We start from the raw sequence: 21,430 nt of genomic DNA, 5'->3' as shown, positions 1-21,430 counted from the left end.
ACCATCACTGACACAAGAGGCCGCATGTCGCCAACACCTGATCTGATCATCCTCAACGGTTCTCTCCTGACCTTTGACGACGCCACGTCGAAGGCTTCGGCCCTGGCAATTCAGGGCGGCATAATTGTGGCTGTTGGAAACACCGACGACATCCGTACTCTGGCTGGGAATGGAACCAAAATCATCGACGCTGCGGGCGGCACCGTCATGCCTGGCTTTATTGATAGCCATGTCCACCTTTTCGGTGGAGCGGCCGAGTTGGGCATGTTGGACCTGCGCGAAACGACAGGCGCGGATGCTCTGACAAACGCATTGCGAGCCTTTGCGGCCGAGCACCCCGACGAACCTTTGCTTATGGGGGTCGCCGCCGACTACGAAATTCTTGGCCCCGGCGTCACAACGACACGGCAAGATCTGGATCGCATCCTGTCCAAGCGCCCGGTTGCGTTAATGTCGGCCGACCACCACACCGTCTGGGCAAACACAATTGCCTTGGAAAAGGCGGGCATTCTTCACGGCGGCGTCGTTCCCCCCGGTTCGGAAATCGTGATGGCTGGGGATGGTACCGCACAAGGTCAACTGAACGAAACCGGTGCTTTTGGCCCTGTCCTGCGCCTGTCGCAACTGGGAGGGCGCGATCTTCTGGGGTATGTTACAGGAGCGGACCCCGTGCCACCCGCAACACCAGAGGAACGCGCCTTTGACAAGGAAGTCATACTGCGTGGCCTGAAGCACTGCGCATCCCACGGGATCACGGGGTTGCACAATATGGACGGCAACTTCTATCAACTTGAGCTGCTAAGTGAACTTGAGGCCGAGGGGCGACTTCCGATCCGTGTTCAGGTGCCCATGCACCTTAAGAACACCGACCCTCTGGATCGGTTGGAAGAGGCCGATGAAATGCGCCGTCGCTTTGCGTCGGATATGGTTTGGTCAGGGCGCGTAAAGATGTTCATGGATGGCGTGCTGGACAGCTACACAGCACTGATGCTCGCGCCGTATCCGGGCAAGCCGGAAAGCCTCGGCGATGCTGTATTCAGTGCCGAACACTTTAACGAAGCCTGCATTCGCGCTGATGCAATGGGTTTGCAACTCAGCACGCACGCAATTGGCGACGGCGCCGTTCGACGCACGCTGGACGGTTACGAGGCTGCGCGCAGTGCCAACGGCGCACGGGATTCCAGACACCGGATCGAGCATATCGAGGTGATAGACCCCTTGGATCTGCCCCGTCTGGCAGCCCTCGATGTCGTTGCCTCTCTTCAACCATTGCATTCACCCGCTGGAGGATTGTTTTCTCCCTATTCGGCCGGAGATATTCTGACAACCGAGCAAATCCCTTTTGCGTTCGCGTGGAACAAAATACGCGAGAGTGGCGCCAAGATTTGTTTCTCGACGGATTGGCCAGTCGTTCCCGTCGACACAATGATGACGATTGCCGGAGCGGTAAACTGCAATGAGCTGCCATCGCCCTGGCAGGACAACCGTCAAAGCCTTATGGCCACGCTTTCCGCTTATTCGCATGACAATGCGTGGCTGGAGTTCAACGAGGATCAAAAGGGCCGTCTGAAGTCGGGATATCTGGCCGACATTGCCATTCTCGAACAGGACCTGTTTTCGATTGAGGAAAACCAATTAGCAAATGCGCGCATTGCTGTGACCGTTTGTGGAGGCGCCGTTTCGCATACAGCTTGAAATGCTAAGCATCAATTGTATTAGTGCTTAGAGAACTTCTTTTAGGCCGCGACGATTGTCGGCATTTCGCAGCAAATCAGACCTTGGCCTCGAGCGCAGCGAATGACTACTTCCCGCCCACTGCGGAGGATGCTGCGCCAAGAAGCAAGGTCCAGTTTGGGCTCGACCCGGTCATTCAGGTCTTTTGTTCAGGTGACTGGTTATAAGCGTATTGCCGACGTTCAGCGGAAAACTTTCGAAACCCCGACCATGAACGACCGCTTCGCGCGGGGGCGGACGGCGGCCAAAAATAGGGCTATGTCGGAGTCGCGGACGGAGCAGCCATCGTCTGAAGTTCAGTATTTTGTTGTGTCGGCAAAGAAGCCACAAACGCACAATAATCCACAAAGAGGTCCAACTAACGCCAAACCTATGTGGTGACTTCACAATGCAGAGGTCAACTCTGCATTCTCCCTGTTGGACTGACCGGCGCATTTGCGCCGGTCTTTTTCCTTTTCAGTCACGTGCCCCTATTGTGGTTGTGACAGTGCAATTATCGCACATTGAGTAGAGATGGTCGCAGGCTAAAGTCAGTCATTTGCTGCGCCCTCAAGCGTGTCTTCCAAACTGATGACCATTTCGGCTCTGAGCCGTCTTTCGCCGCGCTCCGCCTGAATGACCGCTGTGCGGACTGAATCGACACAAATTTAGGGTGCCGATTTCAATTCAGGCACCGCTGTAATTCTTGCGTCGATCAAATGGTTTGCTCGAGGTCACATACTCTAAGTTATACTGAAGTATGCTTGGCAAAGGGACTCATAGACGCCTTGCGGCCATACTCGCTGCAGATGTTGTCGGCTTCAGTCGCCTTATGGAACGCGACGAAGTCGGTACGCTTAGAAGTCTAAAGGCTACACTTCGCGATACTCTTTTCCCGAAGATTTCTGCACACGGCGGACGGGTCGTTAAGGAGATGGGCGACGGTTTGCTCGTGGAGTTTCAAAGCGTAGTCGATGCAGCGCAGTGTGCATGGGAAATCCAGGAAGAACTTCGGATATCTATCAGCCCTGACCGAGTCAGACAGGTGCAATTCAGAATGGGTATCAACGTCGGCGACATCATTGTCGACGGTGACGACGTGTTCGGCGAAGGAGTAAATATCGCCGCCCGATTGGAAGCGCTATCCGATCCTGGCGGTGTAACTTTTTCTGGTGAGGCCCATCGTCATTTGAAGAACAAAGTAGACCTGACATTCGAAGATCTCGGCTATCATCATCTCAAAAACATAGGTGAACCAATTCGGGTATTTCGACTCGCGTCAAACACAGCATCCGATCTACAGGAAAACACCCTGGACTTGTTTACACGACCCACCCTCGCCGTGCTTCCGCTGATTAATCTAACTGGGGACCCAGATCAGGAATACTTTGCTGACGGGTTAACCGATGACATCATTACGGCACTCTCTTATTGGCGTTCGTTCCCTGTAATCGCGCGTGACTCCTCGTTCGCGTTCAAGGGTAAACCGATCGACATCCAAAATGTGGCGGTCTCTCTTGGAGCTCGTTATGTCTTGCAGGGCAGTGTCAGAAAGGCTGACAATCGTGTGCGGGTTTCGGCGAAGCTGATCGACACAGCCACCGAGCATCATGTCTGGGCGGAGAAGATTGACGGCAACTTAATCGACGTTTTTGAGCTACAAGACGAGATAACCGAGAAGATCGCAGCGTGTATTGTCCCCGAACTCGAGAAGGCAGAACGAAGGCGTCTCTCATACCAAGCCAATGTTGCCGGTGCTTGGGATCTGCATCAGCGTGGTATGTCCTATTTCTACAAAACAACTAGGGAGGCAAACGCTACCGCCCGTCAGTTTTTTCGCAAAGCAATCTTAGCGGACCCGAAGTTTGGCTCAGCTTATGCGTCGCTTGCATTTAGCTATCACGCAGAAGTCGCCATCTGGCAGGCGGCAAACCGAGAAGAAGTCTTGTCAAAAGCGATCTCGGCCGCCTCCAAAGCAATTGAACTAGACGATACCGATTCATACGCTCATGCTGTGTTGGGAACCGTCTACTTGCGCCAAGGAGAGCATGAGAGATGCCTGACCTGCTGCAGACGCGCAGTGACCTTGAACCCCAGCAACGCACTGGCACACGCCATCCTTGGTAATGCGCTTTCGTTCGCAGGATCTCCCAATGATGGCATTCTCAGTATAGAGAGGGCCCTGCAACTAAACCCCCATGATCCCAACGCCCACTTCTACATTAACATGATTGCGCGCTCTTATTTGACCGCGAAAGATCACCATTTGGCTGTTCAATATGCACGCGAGTCAATCGGCAGACGTGTGGAACACGCCTTTGCCCATATCGTGTTAGCATCTGCATTGGGTCATTTGGAGCTACTGGACGAGGCGCGGGAAGCGATTAATGACGCGGAACGCATTGACCCTGGCCGAATCAATATGGAGATCGACATTCTTCCCAGCGTATTCCGTAACTTAGATGACGCGAACCACGTCATAGAGGGTCTCCGAAAAGCGGGGTGGAGGAAAACGAGCACCTAATATCGCCGCCTAGAAGGGTATGCTGGCGAGTTCGGCACCTACACTTGACCGTCATTGAAATACCGCTTTGGGCTCAAAGCGGACTTGCGGCGCTGCGGCGGTTCGCTATCCAACCCAGACCCAAAAGCGGTCATTATGAGATTTGAGACGATTTCGCCGTTGCATTAGCTTAGCCCCCTAGGCCGCCATTCGGAATTCCGAAGCTGTCGCTGGGACTATCATGGCTGACCGACTGCTCAGAGCCCAGAACAGTCGCTCCATAAGACATCAATCGGAGCCTGCAGCCGATGCGGTAAGAAGAGAATTAGAGGGCTGGAGCGGTTCCAGTTTTCTTTTCCAGTGACCGCAGTACAACAATCATGTAAGCGGAAAGACCGGCCGCGAAAAAACACCAAATCGATGTGAAAGCGTGGGACGCGAAGAAAAAGCCGGCCAAGACTGAGATCAGGATAAGAAGTCCAAAAACTCTGATTTTAGGGTGAGAAGACAACAGCAGCGGGACACAGATGATCACGGCATAAATCTCCCGCGCCACCATTTTGCTCGTTTCATTAGTGAACATCTCCGGATTCAAATAACGGATCGAATTGTGAATGAGGTCAATCTGCAGAATGCTTGGATTCAACATGATAGGCAGGTACAAGAGCGACCCTCCAGCAATGCCCAAAACTGTAAAGGCGATGAAGAGGCGTTGCCGAAAACGGTACGGCTCGCAAGCAGCAGCTGAAAATGGCACCCAAGTTGGCCAAAACCAGTACGCAAAGAACAGAAAAACCATCGCCGCTGAGACACTTTCATAACCTTGGTGCTTTTCAATTCCTAGCCACACAAAACCTTCCGCAACCTGCTGCATTCCAAAGAAAAGTGGATAAGTCGCTAGCGGTAAGAAACGTACACCGACCCGCCAAGCAAGCGGCATTGTGATCGCGCTACTTGCGATCAAGACGCCGCCTACAGCAAAACTGGCATTTGCAGAAAAACACATACTCTTACAACTTTAGCACGCTTTGTCTTGCACGTCTCGTAGCAGCAAATTGGCTCGACAAATCAATGGCCGAATAGTCCGCTTAGCGGTCGCTAAAACAGAGTGCCGAGAACGGCAGCTAACAGTGCCGGCACACGCGCATTTGACCATTGTCTGGCCTATCTGCGGACGCCTCGGGCGGCTTCGGGATTTTCGGCCAGAAAACCGCGCAGAACCGCAAAGAGCTCCCTTGCATGCTGCAAGTCATCTCTGTGCAACGCGGCGCGAATATCGTCGCAAATCATCTCATGCACCTTCTGGGGCCCGTGATGCGTATGCATCAAGTATTCGCCCATAAGAGCAGCATCGTATTTTGTGATATGCTCATGTTCAGCTAGCGCTTCAATCTCGACCCGCGTCAGCGCAGACATGTCTTCAATATCTTCGATCGCAATCATGTATCACCCTCCCAAGCCATCTCATGCTACCGGTTTGGTGCTTTGATGCATTGATTTGGCTCAATCACGTAAAGGCGTTAGTTAGATGCCAATCATCATTGAGATATCGAACTTGATACTCGCATGCGGGAGCATTCCAGGGTCTCGTGAATACTAGCCACAGCTTCTGATGACTACTTCGTCCGCAACTCGGACGCTCGACAATCGCGTAGCGGATGACCGGTTTTGAATTGCGCCGATTTGGCAGGCTTGAATGTCCGCTTTCGGGAAATCGCGCAGCATTGCCACGACGTGTTCTGTGATGTGATGGACGCGCGGCCGCGAAGATCGCTGCATCAGCATCAGGCCGGTTTGTCCGCAGAGCGGTCGCTCGCGATACTCGGGCGGACAGCCGCATCGAGCTTACTTTGACCGATGCTGCGCGATGCCCCAATTTCAGTAAAGCGCAGGAAGCGGACTTTGCAAACTTCAGCCCATGTCCAATAACAGAACTTCCCTGAGATCCTTGCATCATCGCCCTGTGTGGGCTGCTCTTTACCGACTCTTTAATTCGAACGCGGCTATGTTCGAACCGACACCTTTTAGATCAAACGGACCTGCCGGCACCATTTCGCCGTTCACCTGCCAAGCAGTGGCGTGTGAGTGTCTGGCCATCTTTGGCGATGTCGCAGAGTCTTGCGGCGAGATTAGGTGCCGGGCCGATGGCAGAGTAGTCCAGACGGCTTTCGAAGCCAATTTGGCCCATCGTCGCCGCGCCAGTTGCGATCCCAATTCCTAGCCCAAGTGTTCGCCCGTCTGCCCCGGCTTTGAAAGGGACCATCGCTTCGCGTACCTTGCCTTGCATGTCCTGAGCCAAGTCTACAGCTTTTTGCGCTGCATTCTCCACAGGAACCGGAGCTCCAAACAGAACCAATAGACCATCGCCCAGAAACCTTTCCACTGTTCCTCCATGTGCCTCGACAAGTGGTCCGCAAGTGCCGTGAAACGTGTTGAGAACTTCAATTACTTGATCTGGAGTTGCGGCTGTCGCGAATGCCGTAAACCCTCGCAAATCAGCGAACAGAACCGTAATCTCTGCTCGGCGTGTTCGAAGCACGTCCTCTTCATCCGAGGCGCCGACTATCATCGTAGCAACTTGAGCGGGCAGGAAGCGCCTCAGGCGTTTGGTGCGTTCGATCTCTTCAACCTGTTCTGCCACACGCGTTTTCAGAGCAGCGTTCCATTCGGCCAGTTGCGATTTTTGTGCCTCGACTTGCTCGTAGAGATTTCCGAGTTTTTCACTTGTTTGATTTACATGATGCGCCAGCTCGCCAAGCTCATCCCGATTGGGCACGCTAACCCTTTCATCGAAGCCACCTTTGGACAGCTTCCCAAGGGCCACACGAATGCGTTGAATTGGCCAAAGAAGAGAGGAAGAGATCGAATATCCAAGTAAAAGCGCAATCCCAACTGCAATTAGTGCCGCCGCTACGATGTTTTGACGGGAGGTTAGATAGGCCTGTGCCGTTGTACGCGCTCGGTTCCGCATCTCGTTCTCGATACGTTGCGCGGCGGTATAAACATCGCGCTGCATCGCCTGAAGACGCTCAAAACCGTTCTCGATGCCGTACTGGGCGGCGGCCTGAGTCTCACCTTCGCGGTCCATACGTCTCATTTCTAGTGTGACGGGTGTGATTGGTGCCAACTCTGAGCGCAGCTGTGCAATGAGACCTTCGTCAGGCATGCCTGGTTGTCCAAAGCGGCGGGCACCGACCCCCAGATCGCGTTCCAGCGCCGATGCGATGTTGTAGGCGCTGGCAGTAGCGGTCATAAATAAACCGCTGTCACGATCCGCCTTCATCGAATTTGGCGGCAAAAATGTAGCTAAAAGGTAAGCTTGCAAGTTGGAAATGGTTGCGTAGGTGTCGGTCAGAAACGCGATGCGCTCCTGATCGTGAATCATGGCTTCGGTCCTGACATTAGCGTGATGCAGAGAATACAGTCCAAAAATCGTCGATCCGACAAGCAGGCAGGTAATACCTAAAAACGCGAAAAGCAATTTGACCCGCACCGAGAGGGCGATCCCGGCGACGCTTCGCGCAACGAAGTTTGGCCCGTCCGGGCCGATCTTGGGGTCTTGTTCCATATTCTCTGACCAGCAGAAAAATGCGTTGGTTCAGTTTGTCTTTTGTTATTGTGCAGTAAGTAGTCAAAAACGCAAATGTCTGGTTTGAGCCCAAAGGTGACCTTCCCGCATTACCTTTGAATTAGCGAGAAGCAGTCTTGATGGGAATTCGATTGGGTTTCTTATTGGCGTTTCGTTCGACACAGATTGAGCCGCAATCTTACCCCAAACACGAGTGCATTATCTGCTTTGTAGCCGGGGTTCTAAAGTCACTAAACGTCAACGGTCAAAGTTGGGTGATCAGATATACACAGTGGGTAGAACGCATCTTACGTCGTCCGGCCTTCTGATCCATCGGCGGCGGGTTCCGCCCAAGTCGCGGACACTGTGTGCAAGTCTTCGTGAAAACTCGACCGCCGAGCAAGGCTGGCAGTTGCTTCGCGTTCTGCAACCATGTCATTGCCTTCAGACCAACCTATTCTTCCGAACACCATCAAACCGCCTTCGAACGTTTAGCTCCCAGACAGAACGACACCACCGGTTCCGATAGTTACAATGCACAAATTTGGCATCACGCACTCAACCCAGCTATGCGACCCAACACAACGGCACTCAGCAAGCCATTTCCGGAAAGATACCCGCTGTCCCCTTTGCCCGACACACCAACAGCCGTGCCGCCGCCTGCATAAAGGTTGGTGAATGCGGAACCGCCCTCTTTGAGGACGCGCGCAGAGGAATCAACGCGCAAACCGCCTTGGGTGTGGAATAGGGCCCCTGTGACGCGGACGCCCATGTAAGGTGGTGCCAAAGGTGGCGGGTTGAAAGCCCGGCCGAATTGATCCGTGCCGCCAATGGGGATTTCTCGTATTGTTTGCTCCAAAGCCAAAGATGGTAGGCCTAGTGCCTTCGATAGGTGTTCGATTGTATCAGCGGATCGGATCGCACCTGTCTCTTCCGCGCGCTTGAAATCCTCGAACTGGCGCGCAATGGCAGCAATGCGGCCGTCAAAGATGGCGAAGGCTTCTCCGTCGGGCTGCGCCAGCACCGCGCGGGCGGCCTCAGAATAGCCTTGTGACTCGTCCCAGAAACGATGACCGTCGCGGTTCACCTGTATGCCGCCTTCGGTAATCACCGCCCAGGTTATCAGGATTCCATGTGGGTGCGCGACATTACCATGGCCTTGGTATGCCCCCAGGTTTTGCAGCCCGGCACCCAGCCCCTCTGCCCACAGAACAGCCTCGCCTCGGTTACCGCTATGCCCGAACCACAATGCATCTTCGATTTGCGGCATATGCTCGGAAACGAGGGCGGGGTTGCCACCAAAACCGTTGCAGGCAAGGATAAGCCGGTCGCAGGCAATGGTTTCCACTGCAACGTCTGGGCCTGTTACGGCAACACCTGAAATCTGGTCCTGATCCCGATAGAGCGTTGTCGCGCGGCGATTGCAAATGATGTCCAAACCTTCTCGCTCGCAGGCGCTGCGAAGCGCGTCGATCAACTCTTGTCCCGAGCGTGTCGGCAGCCCGTGCATCCGACGGCGCGAGTGACCGGGGTAGTCAAAATCCGTGACAACCGAGAAGGGCAGGGCGTGGCGTTCAGACAGCCAGTCGATGACTTCCGCGGCATTGCTGGTCAACAAATCGACCAGCGCTTGATCGTTTTCGCTGTGGGCCTTCGACTGAATGTCGCTGGCAAAGAGTACCGCATCGTCCATGATCCCCGCGGCTTGTTGAACTTTTGTGCCAGAAGCAGGGATCAACCCGGCGGACAACGCGGTTGAACCGCTTGGAACCGGATCGGCTTCGATCACCAGCACGTCTTGTCCCGCCTCCGACGCCGACAGGGCCGCGACCAGACCGCAAGCCCCTGCGCCGATGATCAGGGTACCGGTCTTCAGATCAAACCGATCGGGTGCAACACTCTCAACCTTGGGCGTCATCATAGCGGGCCCCGGCATCGAGCATCTCGGCGGTTCCGATGACTTCGTTCAGACCGCCGAAGTCGAACATGTTCTGTGCGAAGGGCTTGTTTGAGCCATTCTCTGCCAGGCTCTGATAATAGGCCTGAGCGGTTTTGGCCAAAGCCCGGACGATCCCGCCGGGGAAAATGACGATGGAATAACCCTGAGCCTCTAGATCGTCAGCACCAAGTATCGGGGTCGCGCCGCCTTCGACCATGTTCGCTAACAGGGGAACGCGTGGGGCAAACCGGTCAGCGATGGACGTCAGCTGTTCGCGACTTTGGGGCGCTTCGAGGAAAAGTACATCCGCACCAGCTTCAAGATATGTTTCCGCGCGCTCGATAGCTGCGCTGAATCCCTCAACGGCGATGGCGTCCGTGCGGGCAATGATTAGCGTGTCACTTCTGGCGCGCGCGTCGGCCATCGCTGCTATCTTTCCAGCCATTTCCTGCTTCGGGATAAGGGACTTGTCCGATAGATGACCGCAGCGCTTCGGAAAGGTTTGATCTTCGACTTGCAGTGCGGATGCACCGGCTCGCTCATATAGTCGCATGGTACGCTGAGCGTTCAATGCGTTTCCAAAGCCGGTATCGGCGTCGATGATAACGGGTAACGAGACCCGATCGGCAATCAGCGTCATCGTGTCCGCCATCTCGGACGCCGTGGATAGCCCGATATCGGGACGGCCAAGTCGCGTGTAGGCAACAGCCGCGCCGCTCAGATATAGCGCCTCGAAGCCAGCTTTTTCAGCCAGCGAAGCCGTCAGACCGTCATATACGCCCGGTGCAACCAGAATTTCTTTTTTTGCCAGTCGGGATTTAAGGCTCATTTGACTCCCTCCAACCAGTTCAATATTTGATCGCAACTTCGCTGATGGGTGACGGTGCCCAGTGACAGGAGTGTTGCGTCATGAACCTCTTGCCGAAAGGCGGCGCATCCGTCTGTCAGCATAACGGTGTCGATATCCCGCAAATGCGCATCGCGCAGAGTTGAGGCAACGCCACCATTGGTCACGATGCCCCCAACGATCAGGTTCTCGATACCCAAAGCGCGCATCAGATATTCCAGCCGAGTCTGATAGAAGGCCGAGTAGGCAACCTTTTCGATGACGAAATCGCAGGGTTGCAAAGTATCGACCAAACTGTGACCAAACCCGCCCGGCGCAAAGTCGCCCTTGGTCAGGAACGGGCGCAATTTCTTCAGGTGTGGCGCAATCAATGGCTCGCCGTTGCGGTCGGGTACAAGTGTGAACTGCGCCGAAAAATAGCGTCCGCCCGCGGCTTGCAACATTCGCGCCAAGGGCGCGATGCGTTCGGGAAGAGCCGCGATTTCTTGCGCCGACTGGCCAGCCCGGCCATAGGCTCCCTCAGGATGAATAAAGTCGTTCTGAAGATCGATAGTCAGCAGCGCCGTCTTGCGCGGGTCCCAGGTTTCTGGTTCGCTCATTCAGTCCTCCTCCCGTGGTTCGATAATCGTGTTGCCAAAGGAGTCCACGCGCCCTTGAAAATCCGGTTCGATCAGGACGGTCGTGTCCGGTTGCGTCAGAATGGCTGGACCTTTGACTAACGTGCCAACCGGAAGCGACAAGCGATCATAGATGGTTGTGTCATGCCAAGCATCTCCGAAGTGAACTTTCCGTGTCGACGAGGGCGTAGCACTGCCTTCTCTTGTGGGCGCAAGGGAAGAAAGATCGAATTTCGGTCGCTTGCCCGTTACAGAGCTACGTAGATTCAATATGCGCCGCACGCCGTTTTTCAGCAGTCTTCCATAGGTGGCTTGATAGGCCGTGTCGAAGGCCTCTTCGATGTCGGCTTTGCTTGGTGTTGTAACCTTGCCATCTGTCATCGTAACAGTCAGCGGCACCGGAACGGTATGCGTTTGACCCACATAGGCCATGTCCAGCTCGAATGAGATCTCACGCTTGTCGAATGTGGTCCGCGATGCGTCAAGAAGCGCCATACCTTGGTCCGCGTGCTCTTGCATGAATGTGCCTAAAGCAGCCTTGTCCAACTGCGTGACCAGAGTGTTGACCGTCTGTACAAAATCTTGCCGCATGTCGGCGATCACACAGCCTAGTGCCGAGGTGACACCGGGATAACGCGGAACGATTGCGCGGGCGATCCCCACTTCGGCCAGCATTGCCCCTGCGTGCAAAGCTCCGCCACCGCCGAACGGCATAAAGGCAAATCGTTTGGGGTCGAAGCCGCGCTCGATACTTACAAGACGGATGGCTCCGGCCATACGGGAATTGGCGACGCGCAGGATAGCCTCGGCGGCTTCAAGCCTGGACAAACCTAGCGGTTCGCCGACGTGGATATCGATCGCTTTACCAGCGGCCTCCACATCCAGCCTTTCCAGTTTGCCTCCGATTGGGTTGTCCGGATCGATGCGACCCAACACGACATTGGCATCCGTAACCGTGGGGCGATCATTTCCCGAACCGTAGGCAACAGGACCGGGATTTGATCCTGCGCTTTCAGGGCCGATATTTAACAATCCGCCCTTATCGACCCAGGCGATTGACCCTCCGCCTGCTCCGATGGTTGTTATTTCGATCATTGGACTGCGCACAACCATCCCAAAATCGATGGAGGTCTGGGCCGACAACATCGTCTGCCCCTGTGATATCAGCGAAACATCAAAACTGGTGCCGCCCATATCCCCCGTGATCACATTGTCGAATCCAGCAGATTGCGCAATGTAACCTGCAGCAATCACCCCCGCCGCCGGACCAGACAGGGCCGTACGCACCGGAAGGCGGGACGCGGTGTTGACCCCCATTACCCCGCCATTGGACTGCACGATCATGAACTCGCCATCAAACCCGCCGGATTGCAAAGCGTTTTCCAGGCGGGTCAGATAGCCTGAGACTTCGGGTTGCAGATAGGCATTCAGCGCCGTGGTAGAGAACCGTTCGAATTCACGGATTTCCGGTAGGATTTCTGACGAGGCTGACACATGCGGGTTCGGCCAAATCTCGCGTACGGCGGCGACAGCGGCGGCTTCGTTTTCAGGGTTGGCATAGGCATTGGCGAACAGGATTGCGATGGCTTCGCATCCTTGCTCTCGCAAGTGCTCGGCTGCTTTGCGCACGGCAATCAGATCGACAGGTGTGCGAATGGTGCCATCCGCCAGTGTACGTTCCGGCACCTCCAGACGGTCGCGGCGATCCACAACGGGTTCGAAATCCCCGCGCAATCCCCAGGTGCGCGGTCGGTCTCTTCGGCGCATCTCCAAGACGTCCCGCAGACCTGCAGTACAGATCACTCCTGTCTTGGCCCCTTTGCGTTCCAGCAGAGCATTTGTGCCCGCCGTGGTGCCGTGTACCACTACTGAGATCTCGGACGGATCATCGACCTCGCGCCCGATCCCGTCCAGGAATCCACCTGATTGATCCGGGCGTGTGGTTGGAACCTTTGCGACGGTTGCGCTCCCGTCTGCTTCGTTCAGAACAAAAACATCCGTGAACGTGCCCCCCACATCCACGCCGATCATACGTCCGGTCATGGCGCAACCTCCCGCCATGTGGTGCCGTAGACCTGATCCGCTTGTTCGGCACTCACAAGACCCCGAGCCACATCTTTGGCGATCGCTGCAGGAGCGCGGTGGCCCGCAGCGCCATAGCCGCCACCGCCGGGTGTTTCAAGGCGAACCGCTTGTCCTTGTTTCAATTCGATCCCTCTCATTTTTGAAACCAGTGGCGGTGCCTTCCACCCATCGTCTTGTTCATACGTGAAGACATTCATGGCCCCGTCGCCACCGTCGGCGATACCCTTCGGTGCGAACTTGCCGCGTTCGCCGAACAGAAACGCCTGAGCGCCGTTTTCCTCCAGAACTTCAATTTCATAGACAGCCCCAAGCCCCCCGCGATGCGCACCCGTACCTGCGCTGTCGGGGCGCAGAGCCCACTGGCGGAACATGACCGGATAGGCGGCTTCAAGAATTTCCATCGGCGGGATCGTCGCCGTCGAGATCGGAGCGTTACCGTGGTTCAGCCCGTCGCTCTCGACCGAGCCGCCGTGCCCCCCACCATAAAAGCTGAACATTACCCATGGCTGTCCGTTTGAGCGTTTTCCGGCGATAGAAAGCGCATTGATTGTCCCATAAGCGTTGGCGACAACCCGATCCGGTGCGGCGTTTGCGAAGGCAGAGAATACAACATCGATCATTCGCAGAATGGTTTCTGTGTATCCACCTGTCGGGGCGGGGAACTCAGCCGCCAATAGACTGTCTTCGGGCACGATAACTTCGATGGGACGCATCACGCCGGCGTTGGCAGGCAGCGCCGGAAAAACGTGTTTAACAGCCACATAGGCGGTTGCAACGGTCGTGGGGAGGGCGATGTTCACAGGCCCGGCGCATTGCGGAGACGAACCCGTGAAATCAAGCACCATTTGATCGCGTTTGATCTCAAGAGCCAGTTTGATGCGAAGCGGATCGTCTGTGATACCGTCATTGTCCAGGAAGTCTTCGGCCTCCCACCGACCGTCCGGCAAGTCCTGCAACTCAGATCGCATAAGCACCTCGGCCCGATCGCTGAGCGCCTCAAGAGCGGCTGAGACTGTTTCGGCATCATATTCGTCCAGCAGCTCGTCCATCCTACGGACCCCAAGATCCAGTGCACCAAGTTGTCCGTTCAAATCCCCCATCGCTGATTGAGGTAGGCGGGTGTTACGCAGCAGAATGTCAATAATGTCCTGGCTAACCTCTCCTTTGCGCGCCAGTTTTACCGGCGGCAGAACAAAGGCTTCCTGGAAAACTTCGGTCGCAGCGGGGTTGTAGTTTCCCGGCACCGCACCGCCTACGTCATGCCAGTGCCCAACCGACGCGAGATAGCAGAACAACTTGCCATCACGGAAATAGGGACGCACCAAACGCATATCAGACAAATGTGTTCCGCCGATATGTGCATCGTTGAAGATATAGATGTCGCCGTCTTCCAGATCCCCGTCAGCCGCGGCCTTTTCAATCACCGCTTTCACGGCAAAAGACATCACACCCACGAAGATCGGCAGCCCGGACTTACCCTGAACAAGAGTGTCGCCCGTTGTTGCAGAATACAGACCATGGCTGGCGTCATGCGCCTCGGCAATGATCGGATTAAAGGCCGCTCGAAATAGGGTTGCGTCCATTTCGTCAGCGATCTGTTCCATGCGGCCTGCAAGTACAGAAAGGGTAATTGGGTCAATCTCGCTCATGCCTGCGCCTTGTTTCTGCAATGTCATTCCAGACATCCTGACGTGTGATCAGATCGTTCTGAAACTCGAACCGGTCGATGAAGCGAATGCCTTCGAATGCTGAACCATCGGTCCATTCACCGGACAACGTTCCCCGGCAGTAATCGATCGCAGCGTCGCCATCGCTTTGCATTGCGTCGAACCCCTCGTAGGTTTTCGCGATACGGCGATACCGGTTTGCCGCCCAACTCCTGAGGTCCTCAAGATCTCGCATGGGCGCGGCTCCGGGAAACTGCATCACGAAGTCCGAGCTGAGCCTTTTCCGGGCGCTTTCAAACGCGCGATCACTCGTTTCGTCCAGGAAGACGCGCACGATGTGCTCGGGGTCTTGTTTGGCCCGAGCAGGATGTCTGCTCTTGCCGCCGCGATAGTAGTTCTGGTCTGAAATGTCGTGGATCACGACGGTCACAAGCTCTGTCGCAGCAGGCACTACGAATCGCACAGCATTGGTCAGCGCCACGCCAAGTCGTTGTTTTTCTTGCGCGCTATAGCCCTCGATCACATGCAATTCGACGATCGGCATGCAAAAGCTCCTCCGATTATTGTATTATCTGTAATACAGGTTGTTAAATTATTGTAAGACTATTTTGGGAGAAGCAATAATACTAAAGCTTGATTTTCCAAGTTCCGGTTTTACGATTGAGGGTGCTGTGAAGGGGGAATCAACGGGTGAACAGGATCAACGCGGCCAATCTACCGGACGGGACCAAGGCGCAACGCGTCTACCTGCATCTGCACGATCAAATCACCGAAGGACAGCTTTCGGCGGGGGAAACCCTGCCCGGTGAGCAGCGGCTGGCCAAGAAATTCAGTGTATCTCGAGTGACAATACGACGGGCGCTGGACGCGCTTTCACGCAATGGCCTGATCGAGCGTCAGGCGGGTAGTGGTACCCGGGTTTCAGGCCAGTCCACCCTCGGTGCACCCGCAGCGATGGATTTCAATACGCTCATGCCGCAGCTGGTCGAAATGGGGCAGAGCACAACCGCGCGGCTATTGTCCTTTTCTTACGGCAAAGCTCCAGAGGTGGTGGCGAAGGCCATGGGGCTTCCGAGCGACCATCAGGTGCAGATCGCAACGCGGGTGCGTCTGACTGATGACGTCCCGTTTTCGCATCTGACGACCTATGTGCCGGCTGTGATTGCGCAGAACTACTCGGAAAGCGACCTCGCCACGACACCGCTGTTCAAACTTCTGGAACGCAGTGGCGTGCAGATTGAGCAGGCGCATCAGACCGTTTCCGCAACGTTGGCGGGGCCCGACGTGGCTGAGGCATTGGGCGTTGCTGTCGGCTCAGCTCTGCTATCGCTTAAGCGCATCGTTCGCGATGTCGACGGAAATGGGGTCGAGTATCTTTCTGGCCTCTATCGTTCTGACATGTTTCGGCTCGAGATGCCTTTGGCGCGTGTGGGAACCGGTTCATCCCGGCATTGGGAGCCCGCGATCGGACGCAGCGAGGAGACCGGGAAATGAGCGCACCGCGCACCATGCTCGACAAACTCTGGGCCTCGCACGAGGTTCTGAGGCGCGAGGATGGTGTGTCGCTGCTTTGGGTTGACCGCCACTTAGTGCATGAAGGGTCGCATCATGCCTTTGCCAAGCTGGCAGAGCGCGGCTTATCCGTGGCTGAACCTGCTCTCACCTTTGCGGTTGCAGATCATTACGCGCCCACGAGAAACCGAGACCGGATTGCCGATCCAAAGATCGCCCGGATGATCGAAACCTTGCGGAACAACGCGTCGGACCACAACATCAGACTTTTCGATCTCAGCGACCCGTCGCAAGGCATCGTTCACGTAATCGGGCCCGAGTTGGGTCTGACATTGCCCGGGCTGCTTATCAATTGCGGGGACAGCCACACATCCACTCACGGGGCATTTGGCGCATTGGCTTTCGGGATCGGGGCTACAGAGGTTGCGCATGTGTTGGCGACGCAGACGGTCTGGCAGCGAAAACCCAAGGCCATGCGAATAAGCGTCGAAGGTCGCTTGGGATTCGGCGTCACTGCCAAGGACATCGCCCTGAACTGGATAGCGCAATTGGGCAGCGGCGGTGCGCAGGGCCACGCGATTGAGTATGCAGGACAGACAATTCGGGATCTGTCGATGGAGGGGCGCATGACACTGTGCAACCTCTCAATCGAAGGCGGGGCGCGGTTTGGCATGGTTGCGCCGGATGAGGTCACGTTTGCCTATCTTGAAGGACGCGAATACGCGCCTTCGGGCGCAGATCTGCAAAGAGCGCAACAGGCGTGGCGCGGCCTGATCACGGACGAGGGGGCCGTTTTCGAACGCGAGGTTAAGCTGAGCGCAGCTGACATCGCACCAACCGTGACGTGGGGCACCAGCCCGGAACAGGCCCTGCCCATAACAGCCAACATCCCCAGTCCAGACGCCACTGATCCAGCAAAGTCAAATTCAGCACAAGAAGCTTTGGAGTACATGGCGTTGAGGCCGGGGCAGCCTTTGGACGGTATCACGGTGGATCAGGTGTTTATCGGCTCCTGCACGAATGGGCGGATTGAAGATCTTCGCGAGGCCGCTTTGGTGTTGTCTGGGCGCCAGGCGCGTGTGCCGGGGCTTGTCGCGCCCGGTTCAGCGCGGGTAAAGGCGCAGGCCGAAGCCGAAGGGTTGGACAGGATATTCCAAGATGCCGGGTTGGAGTGGGCCGCGTCAGGTTGCTCTATGTGCGTTGGCATGAATGGCGACGTTGTGGCCGAGGGCAAGCGCTGCGCATCCTCAACCAACCGCAATTTCCGCGGACGTCAGGGGCGCGGCGCGCGAACGCATTTGATGTCCCCGGCGATGGTCGCCGCAGCGGCCGTAACGGGTACAATTACGGATGTAAGGCCGCTTTTGCAGGGCAGGGCGGCGTGATGGCGGGGTGGAGCACTCAACAGGGGCAGGCCCTGGCACTGGCGTTCGATAACATCGACACGGACCAGCTGATCCCGGCGCGTTTCATGTCAGTCCCGCGCAGTGAGGGGTATGGCCGCTATCTGCTGCACGACATGCGGCGCGACGACAATGAACAGCTTTCTGCGGATTTTCCGCTGAACCGCCACGAGGGGATCAGCATTCTGGTCGCCGGGCATAACTTTGGCAGCGGCTCGTCGCGCGAGGCAGCAGTTTATGCGCTGGTCGACGCAGGCATTCGCGCGGTCATCGCACCCAGTTTCGGCGACATCTTCGCCAACAACGCCATCAACAACGGCCTGCTGCCTGCTCGTGTCGACGCTGAGAAGGTGGCGCAACTGCAGCAGGCGCTGAAAGATGCCCCATACCTTGCGTCGATTGATCTGACCGAGAACCGCCTGACCCTCGGGGACATAACAGCGACCTTTGAGCTGGACGAAGGATGGCGTGTGAAGCTGATCAACGGCTGGGACGACATCAATCTGACCCAGCAACATACGCAGGCGATCAATGCTCATAGGGATAACCGCAACAAGACCGCCCCTTGGGCCTGGCCGAACAAACCGGATTAGGACAAGTCGCGCAAAGACGACGCAATACGGGTCAAGAGACCTGAAATTAGGGGAAACCAGGAAAATGCCCCTGAAACACGTGGAGGAATAACTATGAAGATGAACGCATTGGCTGGCCTTTTGGCAGGGGCCGTGATCGTCGCCGGAACGGCCAAAGCCGAAGAAACGATCTCGGCGGTTCACGCCTTTCCCGAAACGCTGATCTATACCCAAAGCTTTCTGGACTTTGTCGACAAGGTAAACGAAGCGGGCAAAGGGGTCATTCAGATCGACGTACGGGGCGGGCCGGAAGCAATTGGCATGTTCCAACAGCCCGATGCGGTGCGCGACGGGATCGTTGACATGGTTTACACGCCGGGCTCGTTCTACGGTGGCGCCCTGCCCGAGAAAGATGCGATGGTCGCGTCGAACCTGACCGCGATCGAAACCCGCGAAAATGGCGGAACGGAACTGATCGACCAGATCCATCAGGACAAAATGGGCCTGAAATACCTCGGCTGGTTCGACAGCGGCGTCTGCTACAACCTTTGGACCCGTAACGAGCCCAGTTTCGATGCTGACGGCAATCTTGAAGTCGAAGGGTTGAAGCTGCGCGGCAACAACGTCTACAACGCTTTCTTCACCAATTACCTTGGTGCGCAAGTAATCGACCTGCCCACGGGCGAGGTCTACTCGGCCCTGCAGCGTGGCGTCGTTGATGCGACAGGCTGGACCCAGATCGGCTTGATCGACCTGAAGTGGAACGAATTCCTGAACTATCGCATCGAACCGTGCTTCTTCTCGACTGATCTCGGCGTCATCGTGAATCTCGACCGCTGGAACTCGCTGTCTGACGAGGCGCGCACGATCCTGCAAGACGTTGCGATCCAACACGAAAAGGACAGTGTTGAAGCCCTGCGCAGCAAACGCGACGAAGACTTTGCGGCCCTGGACGCTGCAGGCATGACGGTTGTCACGCTGGAAGGGGAGGCAAAGGCAAACTACCTTGCCGCGGCCCGCGAAAAGACATGGGAGCGTATGAAGGGCCTGATGGCCGAGCAGCCCGGCGGCACCGATAACTATGATCGCCTGATCGAGCTGTTCTACGATCTCGACGCTGCGAACTAAGACCACCGACAGGCCCGTTCCAGACGGACGGGCCTTTCACTACCAGGGGCAGAGCAGGCGGGATGATGAAAAGGATCTATGACGCAGTCCTGTTTGGCATGGCCATTATCGCTGGTCTATTGCTGGTTTGGCTGATGCTATCCGTCATCACGTCAGTTCTGATGCGCAATGCCGGGCTGCAACCCTTTGCGTGGCTGTTTACTTCTGCAGAATACGGGCTTTTGTACATGACCATGCTGGGCGCGCCTTGGCTGGTACGGGAAAAGGGCCATGTCCACATCGAACTGGTGACGGCCGCGCTGCCTGTTGGTTTGCGCCGGATTGTCAGCCGTACGGTGGCAGCCGCTTGCGTGCTGGTCTGCCTGATCCTCGGCTGGCAAGGGGCTGATCTGGTCCTAACGAATATCGAGCGCGGGGACTACGACACTCGCGCTTACTATTTCCCCCGATGGATGCTGACTATCGCCTTTCCACTATCGTTTGGAATGATGGCGATAGAATTTTCGCGCTTTGTCTTCGGGCCCGAGCTGATGCACAGCGGAGAAGCAGGGATACACGAGTAATGGAGTGGTACGAAGCGCTTGCCCTGCTGCTTGGGTCGATAGTGTTCCTGATGGCCATCGGAATGCCTGTAGCACTGGCTTTTCTTGCAGCCAACATTCTGGGCGCCTGGGTCTTTATGGGGGGGGAGCGCGGCGTCACGCAACTCCTCAACAATGGGCTGGGTGCATTGACCAAATACGCGTTGATGCCAATCCCGCTGTTCTTGTTGATGGGTGAGATATTCTTCCACACCGGGTTGGGTGGGCGTATGTTCAGCGCGATAGATAAGCTGCTTGGCCGACTGCCGGGACGGCTGAGTTATGTGACGGTTCTTGGCGGTACCGCGTTTTCAACGTTGTCGGGGTCGTCGATGGGCTCAACCGCGCTTTTGGGATCGCTCATGGTACCCGAAATGAACCGCCGCGGGTACAAATCATACATGAGCATTGGACCAATTTTGGGTACCGGTGGCTTAGCGATCATCATCCCGCCCTCGGCGCTTGCCGTTCTATTGGCCACGCTCGCGCAGATAGACGTCGCAGCCTTGTTGATAGCCGGAGTCATTCCCGGTCTGATACTCGCCTTGTTCTACATCGGTACGATCTGGCTCCAAACTCGGTTGGATCCCGAGGCGGCTCCTGCGTACGACGTCGAGCCTATGTCGTTGGCGTACCGCCTGAAACTGCTCATGACTGAGGTCGTGCCGATGGTTGGTGTCATGGTCGTGATTATTGTCTTGATGATCCGCGGCTTTGTCACCCCATCCGAGGCAGCAGCGTTTGGCGCATTGGGCGTATTGATCCTGGCCGCGATTTTTCGCTGCCTTTCGTGGGAGGCGATCAAAAAGTCGGTCATCGGTGCACTCAAGGTTACGCTGATGGCTTATTTGATCGTCTTCGGCTCGGCCACGTTCAGCCAGCTTTTGGCATTTTCCGGAGCATCGCGGGGACTGGTGAACTGGGCCATCGCGTTTGAACTTGCTCCATTGGCCATGCTGACGGTGATGTTCGCTGTTTTGTTGTTACTTGGCATGTTCATGGAGCAGATTTCGATCATGTTGCTGACCGTGCCAATCTTCTTTCCACTGGCGCAGACACTTGGGTTTGACCCGATCTGGTTCGGTCTGATAATGTTGCTCTCGCTCGAGATCAGCTTCACCACACCACCATTTGGGTTGCTGCTGTTTGTGATGAAAGGTGTCGCACCGCCTGGCACAACGATGCGCGAAATCTATACGTCCGCCTTCCCGTTTATTTTCTGCTCGATCCTGCTGGTTGTTCTATTGATCGTTTTCCCAAACCTGGCTTTGTTCCTGCCGTCCTTGTAAGGCTGT

Annotated in this window: 17 protein-coding genes; 8 read left to right on the top strand and 9 right to left on the bottom strand. The window is 56.0% G+C overall.

Annotated features, from left to right (window positions below; genetic code table 11):
• The first annotated feature begins 24 nt into the window (after nucleotides 1-24).
• Nucleotides 25-1,695 (top strand): amidohydrolase, encoded by a 1,671-nt coding sequence (locus ACR0MI_RS10355; RefSeq protein WP_170680695.1) that lies wholly within the window; start codon nucleotides 25-27, stop codon nucleotides 1,693-1,695.
• A 778-nt stretch (nucleotides 1,696-2,473) separates the two neighbouring features.
• Nucleotides 2,474-4,237: a CDC27 family protein gene (locus ACR0MI_RS10350; protein ID WP_170816677.1), complete on the top strand. Its 1,764-nt coding sequence runs from the start codon at nucleotides 2,474-2,476 to the stop codon at nucleotides 4,235-4,237.
• Between the two features lie 304 nt (nucleotides 4,238-4,541).
• On the opposite strand, the gene ACR0MI_RS10345 is transcribed toward ACR0MI_RS10350, so the two are convergent.
• The 9 genes from ACR0MI_RS10345 to ACR0MI_RS10305 all read right to left on the bottom strand — a co-directional run bounded on the left by ACR0MI_RS10345 (nucleotide 4,542) and on the right by ACR0MI_RS10305 (nucleotide 15,483).
• Nucleotides 4,542-5,222, bottom strand: a complete 681-nt coding sequence (locus tag ACR0MI_RS10345) for a DUF6629 family protein (RefSeq protein ID WP_170619951.1) — start codon at nucleotides 5,220-5,222, stop codon at nucleotides 4,542-4,544.
• A 158-nt stretch (nucleotides 5,223-5,380) separates the two neighbouring features.
• Entirely contained in the window at nucleotides 5,381-5,659 is a 279-nt protein-coding gene (locus ACR0MI_RS10340; RefSeq protein ID WP_170619949.1) for a hypothetical protein, read from the bottom strand.
• A gap of 586 nt (nucleotides 5,660-6,245) precedes the next feature.
• Nucleotides 6,246-7,784, bottom strand: a complete 1,539-nt coding sequence (locus ACR0MI_RS10335) for an adenylate/guanylate cyclase domain-containing protein (protein WP_480854290.1) — start codon at nucleotides 7,782-7,784, stop codon at nucleotides 6,246-6,248.
• 550 nt (nucleotides 7,785-8,334) lie between these two features.
• Nucleotides 8,335-9,720 (bottom strand): FAD-dependent oxidoreductase, encoded by a 1,386-nt coding sequence (locus ACR0MI_RS10330; protein WP_480854288.1) that lies wholly within the window; start codon nucleotides 9,718-9,720, stop codon nucleotides 8,335-8,337.
• A complete protein-coding gene (locus ACR0MI_RS10325; RefSeq protein WP_170676240.1) occupies nucleotides 9,686-10,552 on the bottom strand; it encodes an isocitrate lyase/phosphoenolpyruvate mutase family protein in 867 nt (288 codons plus the stop codon). Before ACR0MI_RS10325 ends, ACR0MI_RS10330 begins: the two co-directional genes overlap by 35 nt.
• The gene (locus ACR0MI_RS10320) at nucleotides 10,549-11,169 is read right to left on the bottom strand and encodes a cysteine hydrolase family protein (RefSeq protein ID WP_170676243.1); all 621 of its coding nucleotides are present in this window, start codon (nucleotides 11,167-11,169) and stop codon (nucleotides 10,549-10,551) included. The genes ACR0MI_RS10325 and ACR0MI_RS10320 overlap by 4 nt, the downstream gene beginning before the upstream one ends.
• Complete coding sequence (locus ACR0MI_RS10315) at nucleotides 11,170-13,230, bottom strand: hydantoinase/oxoprolinase family protein (RefSeq protein WP_170676245.1); 2,061 nt, start codon at nucleotides 13,228-13,230, stop codon at nucleotides 11,170-11,172.
• Complete coding sequence (locus ACR0MI_RS10310) at nucleotides 13,227-14,921, bottom strand: hydantoinase B/oxoprolinase family protein (RefSeq protein WP_170676247.1); 1,695 nt, start codon at nucleotides 14,919-14,921, stop codon at nucleotides 13,227-13,229. The genes ACR0MI_RS10315 and ACR0MI_RS10310 overlap by 4 nt, the downstream gene beginning before the upstream one ends.
• Nucleotides 14,908-15,483: a tautomerase family protein gene (locus ACR0MI_RS10305; RefSeq protein WP_170816679.1), complete on the bottom strand. Its 576-nt coding sequence runs from the start codon at nucleotides 15,481-15,483 to the stop codon at nucleotides 14,908-14,910. Before ACR0MI_RS10305 ends, ACR0MI_RS10310 begins: the two co-directional genes overlap by 14 nt.
• A gap of 146 nt (nucleotides 15,484-15,629) precedes the next feature.
• On the opposite strand from ACR0MI_RS10305, the gene ACR0MI_RS10300 reads away from it, so the two are divergent.
• The 6 genes from ACR0MI_RS10300 to ACR0MI_RS10275 all read left to right on the top strand — a co-directional run bounded on the left by ACR0MI_RS10300 (nucleotide 15,630) and on the right by ACR0MI_RS10275 (nucleotide 21,424).
• On the top strand, nucleotides 15,630-16,433 hold the full coding sequence (locus ACR0MI_RS10300; RefSeq protein ID WP_170676250.1) for a GntR family transcriptional regulator: 804 nt from the start codon (nucleotides 15,630-15,632) through the stop codon (nucleotides 16,431-16,433).
• Nucleotides 16,430-17,836, top strand: a complete 1,407-nt coding sequence (gene leuC, locus ACR0MI_RS10295) for a 3-isopropylmalate dehydratase large subunit (protein ID WP_170816680.1) — start codon at nucleotides 16,430-16,432, stop codon at nucleotides 17,834-17,836. Before ACR0MI_RS10300 ends, leuC begins: the two co-directional genes overlap by 4 nt.
• A complete protein-coding gene (gene leuD / locus ACR0MI_RS10290; protein WP_170816681.1) occupies nucleotides 17,836-18,447 on the top strand; it encodes a 3-isopropylmalate dehydratase small subunit in 612 nt (203 codons plus the stop codon). The genes leuC and leuD overlap by 1 nt, the downstream gene beginning before the upstream one ends.
• A gap of 93 nt (nucleotides 18,448-18,540) precedes the next feature.
• Nucleotides 18,541-19,554, top strand: a complete 1,014-nt coding sequence (gene dctP, locus ACR0MI_RS10285; RefSeq protein WP_170676256.1) for a TRAP transporter substrate-binding protein DctP — start codon at nucleotides 18,541-18,543, stop codon at nucleotides 19,552-19,554.
• A gap of 65 nt (nucleotides 19,555-19,619) precedes the next feature.
• Nucleotides 19,620-20,117, top strand: coding sequence for a TRAP transporter small permease (locus ACR0MI_RS10280; RefSeq protein ID WP_171238378.1), 498 nt, complete (start codon nucleotides 19,620-19,622; stop codon nucleotides 20,115-20,117).
• Entirely contained in the window at nucleotides 20,117-21,424 is a 1,308-nt protein-coding gene (locus tag ACR0MI_RS10275) for a TRAP transporter large permease (protein WP_170422451.1), read from the top strand. The genes ACR0MI_RS10280 and ACR0MI_RS10275 overlap by 1 nt, the downstream gene beginning before the upstream one ends.
• Nucleotides 21,425-21,430 lie beyond the last annotated feature (6 nt).

It is taken from the genome of Ruegeria sp. D4 (assembly GCF_056534475.1).
Note: the sequence above shows the minus strand (reverse complement) of the source record. Positions and strands in the feature narration are given on the sequence as shown.

What these genes read in the sequence shown, in the direction of transcription:
- ACR0MI_RS10305 (WP_170816679.1), bottom strand. Translation starts at nt 15,483, where the DNA reads ATGCCGATCGTCGAATTGCATGTGATCGAGGGCTATAGCGCGCAAGAA.
- ACR0MI_RS10320 (WP_170676243.1), bottom strand. Translation starts at nt 11,169, where the DNA reads ATGAGCGAACCAGAAACCTGGGACCCGCGCAAGACGGCGCTGCTGACT.
- ACR0MI_RS10350 (WP_170816677.1), top strand. Translation starts at nt 2,474, where the DNA reads ATGCTTGGCAAAGGGACTCATAGACGCCTTGCGGCCATACTCGCTGCA.
- leuD (WP_170816681.1), top strand. Translation starts at nt 17,836, where the DNA reads ATGGCGGGGTGGAGCACTCAACAGGGGCAGGCCCTGGCACTGGCGTTC.
- dctP (WP_170676256.1), top strand. Translation starts at nt 18,541, where the DNA reads ATGAAGATGAACGCATTGGCTGGCCTTTTGGCAGGGGCCGTGATCGTC.
- ACR0MI_RS10335 (WP_480854290.1), bottom strand. Translation starts at nt 7,784, where the DNA reads ATGGAACAAGACCCCAAGATCGGCCCGGACGGGCCAAACTTCGTTGCG.
- ACR0MI_RS10315 (WP_170676245.1), bottom strand. Translation starts at nt 13,230, where the DNA reads ATGACCGGACGTATGATCGGCGTGGATGTGGGGGGCACGTTCACGGAT.
- ACR0MI_RS10340 (WP_170619949.1), bottom strand. Translation starts at nt 5,659, where the DNA reads ATGATTGCGATCGAAGATATTGAAGACATGTCTGCGCTGACGCGGGTC.
- ACR0MI_RS10310 (WP_170676247.1), bottom strand. Translation starts at nt 14,921, where the DNA reads ATGAGCGAGATTGACCCAATTACCCTTTCTGTACTTGCAGGCCGCATG.
- ACR0MI_RS10355 (WP_170680695.1), top strand. Translation starts at nt 25, where the DNA reads ATGTCGCCAACACCTGATCTGATCATCCTCAACGGTTCTCTCCTGACC.
- ACR0MI_RS10280 (WP_171238378.1), top strand. Translation starts at nt 19,620, where the DNA reads ATGAAAAGGATCTATGACGCAGTCCTGTTTGGCATGGCCATTATCGCT.
- ACR0MI_RS10345 (WP_170619951.1), bottom strand. Translation starts at nt 5,222, where the DNA reads ATGTGTTTTTCTGCAAATGCCAGTTTTGCTGTAGGCGGCGTCTTGATC.
- leuC (WP_170816680.1), top strand. Translation starts at nt 16,430, where the DNA reads ATGAGCGCACCGCGCACCATGCTCGACAAACTCTGGGCCTCGCACGAG.
- ACR0MI_RS10330 (WP_480854288.1), bottom strand. Translation starts at nt 9,720, where the DNA reads ATGCCGGGGCCCGCTATGATGACGCCCAAGGTTGAGAGTGTTGCACCC.
- ACR0MI_RS10275 (WP_170422451.1), top strand. Translation starts at nt 20,117, where the DNA reads ATGGAGTGGTACGAAGCGCTTGCCCTGCTGCTTGGGTCGATAGTGTTC.
- ACR0MI_RS10325 (WP_170676240.1), bottom strand. Translation starts at nt 10,552, where the DNA reads ATGAGCCTTAAATCCCGACTGGCAAAAAAAGAAATTCTGGTTGCACCG.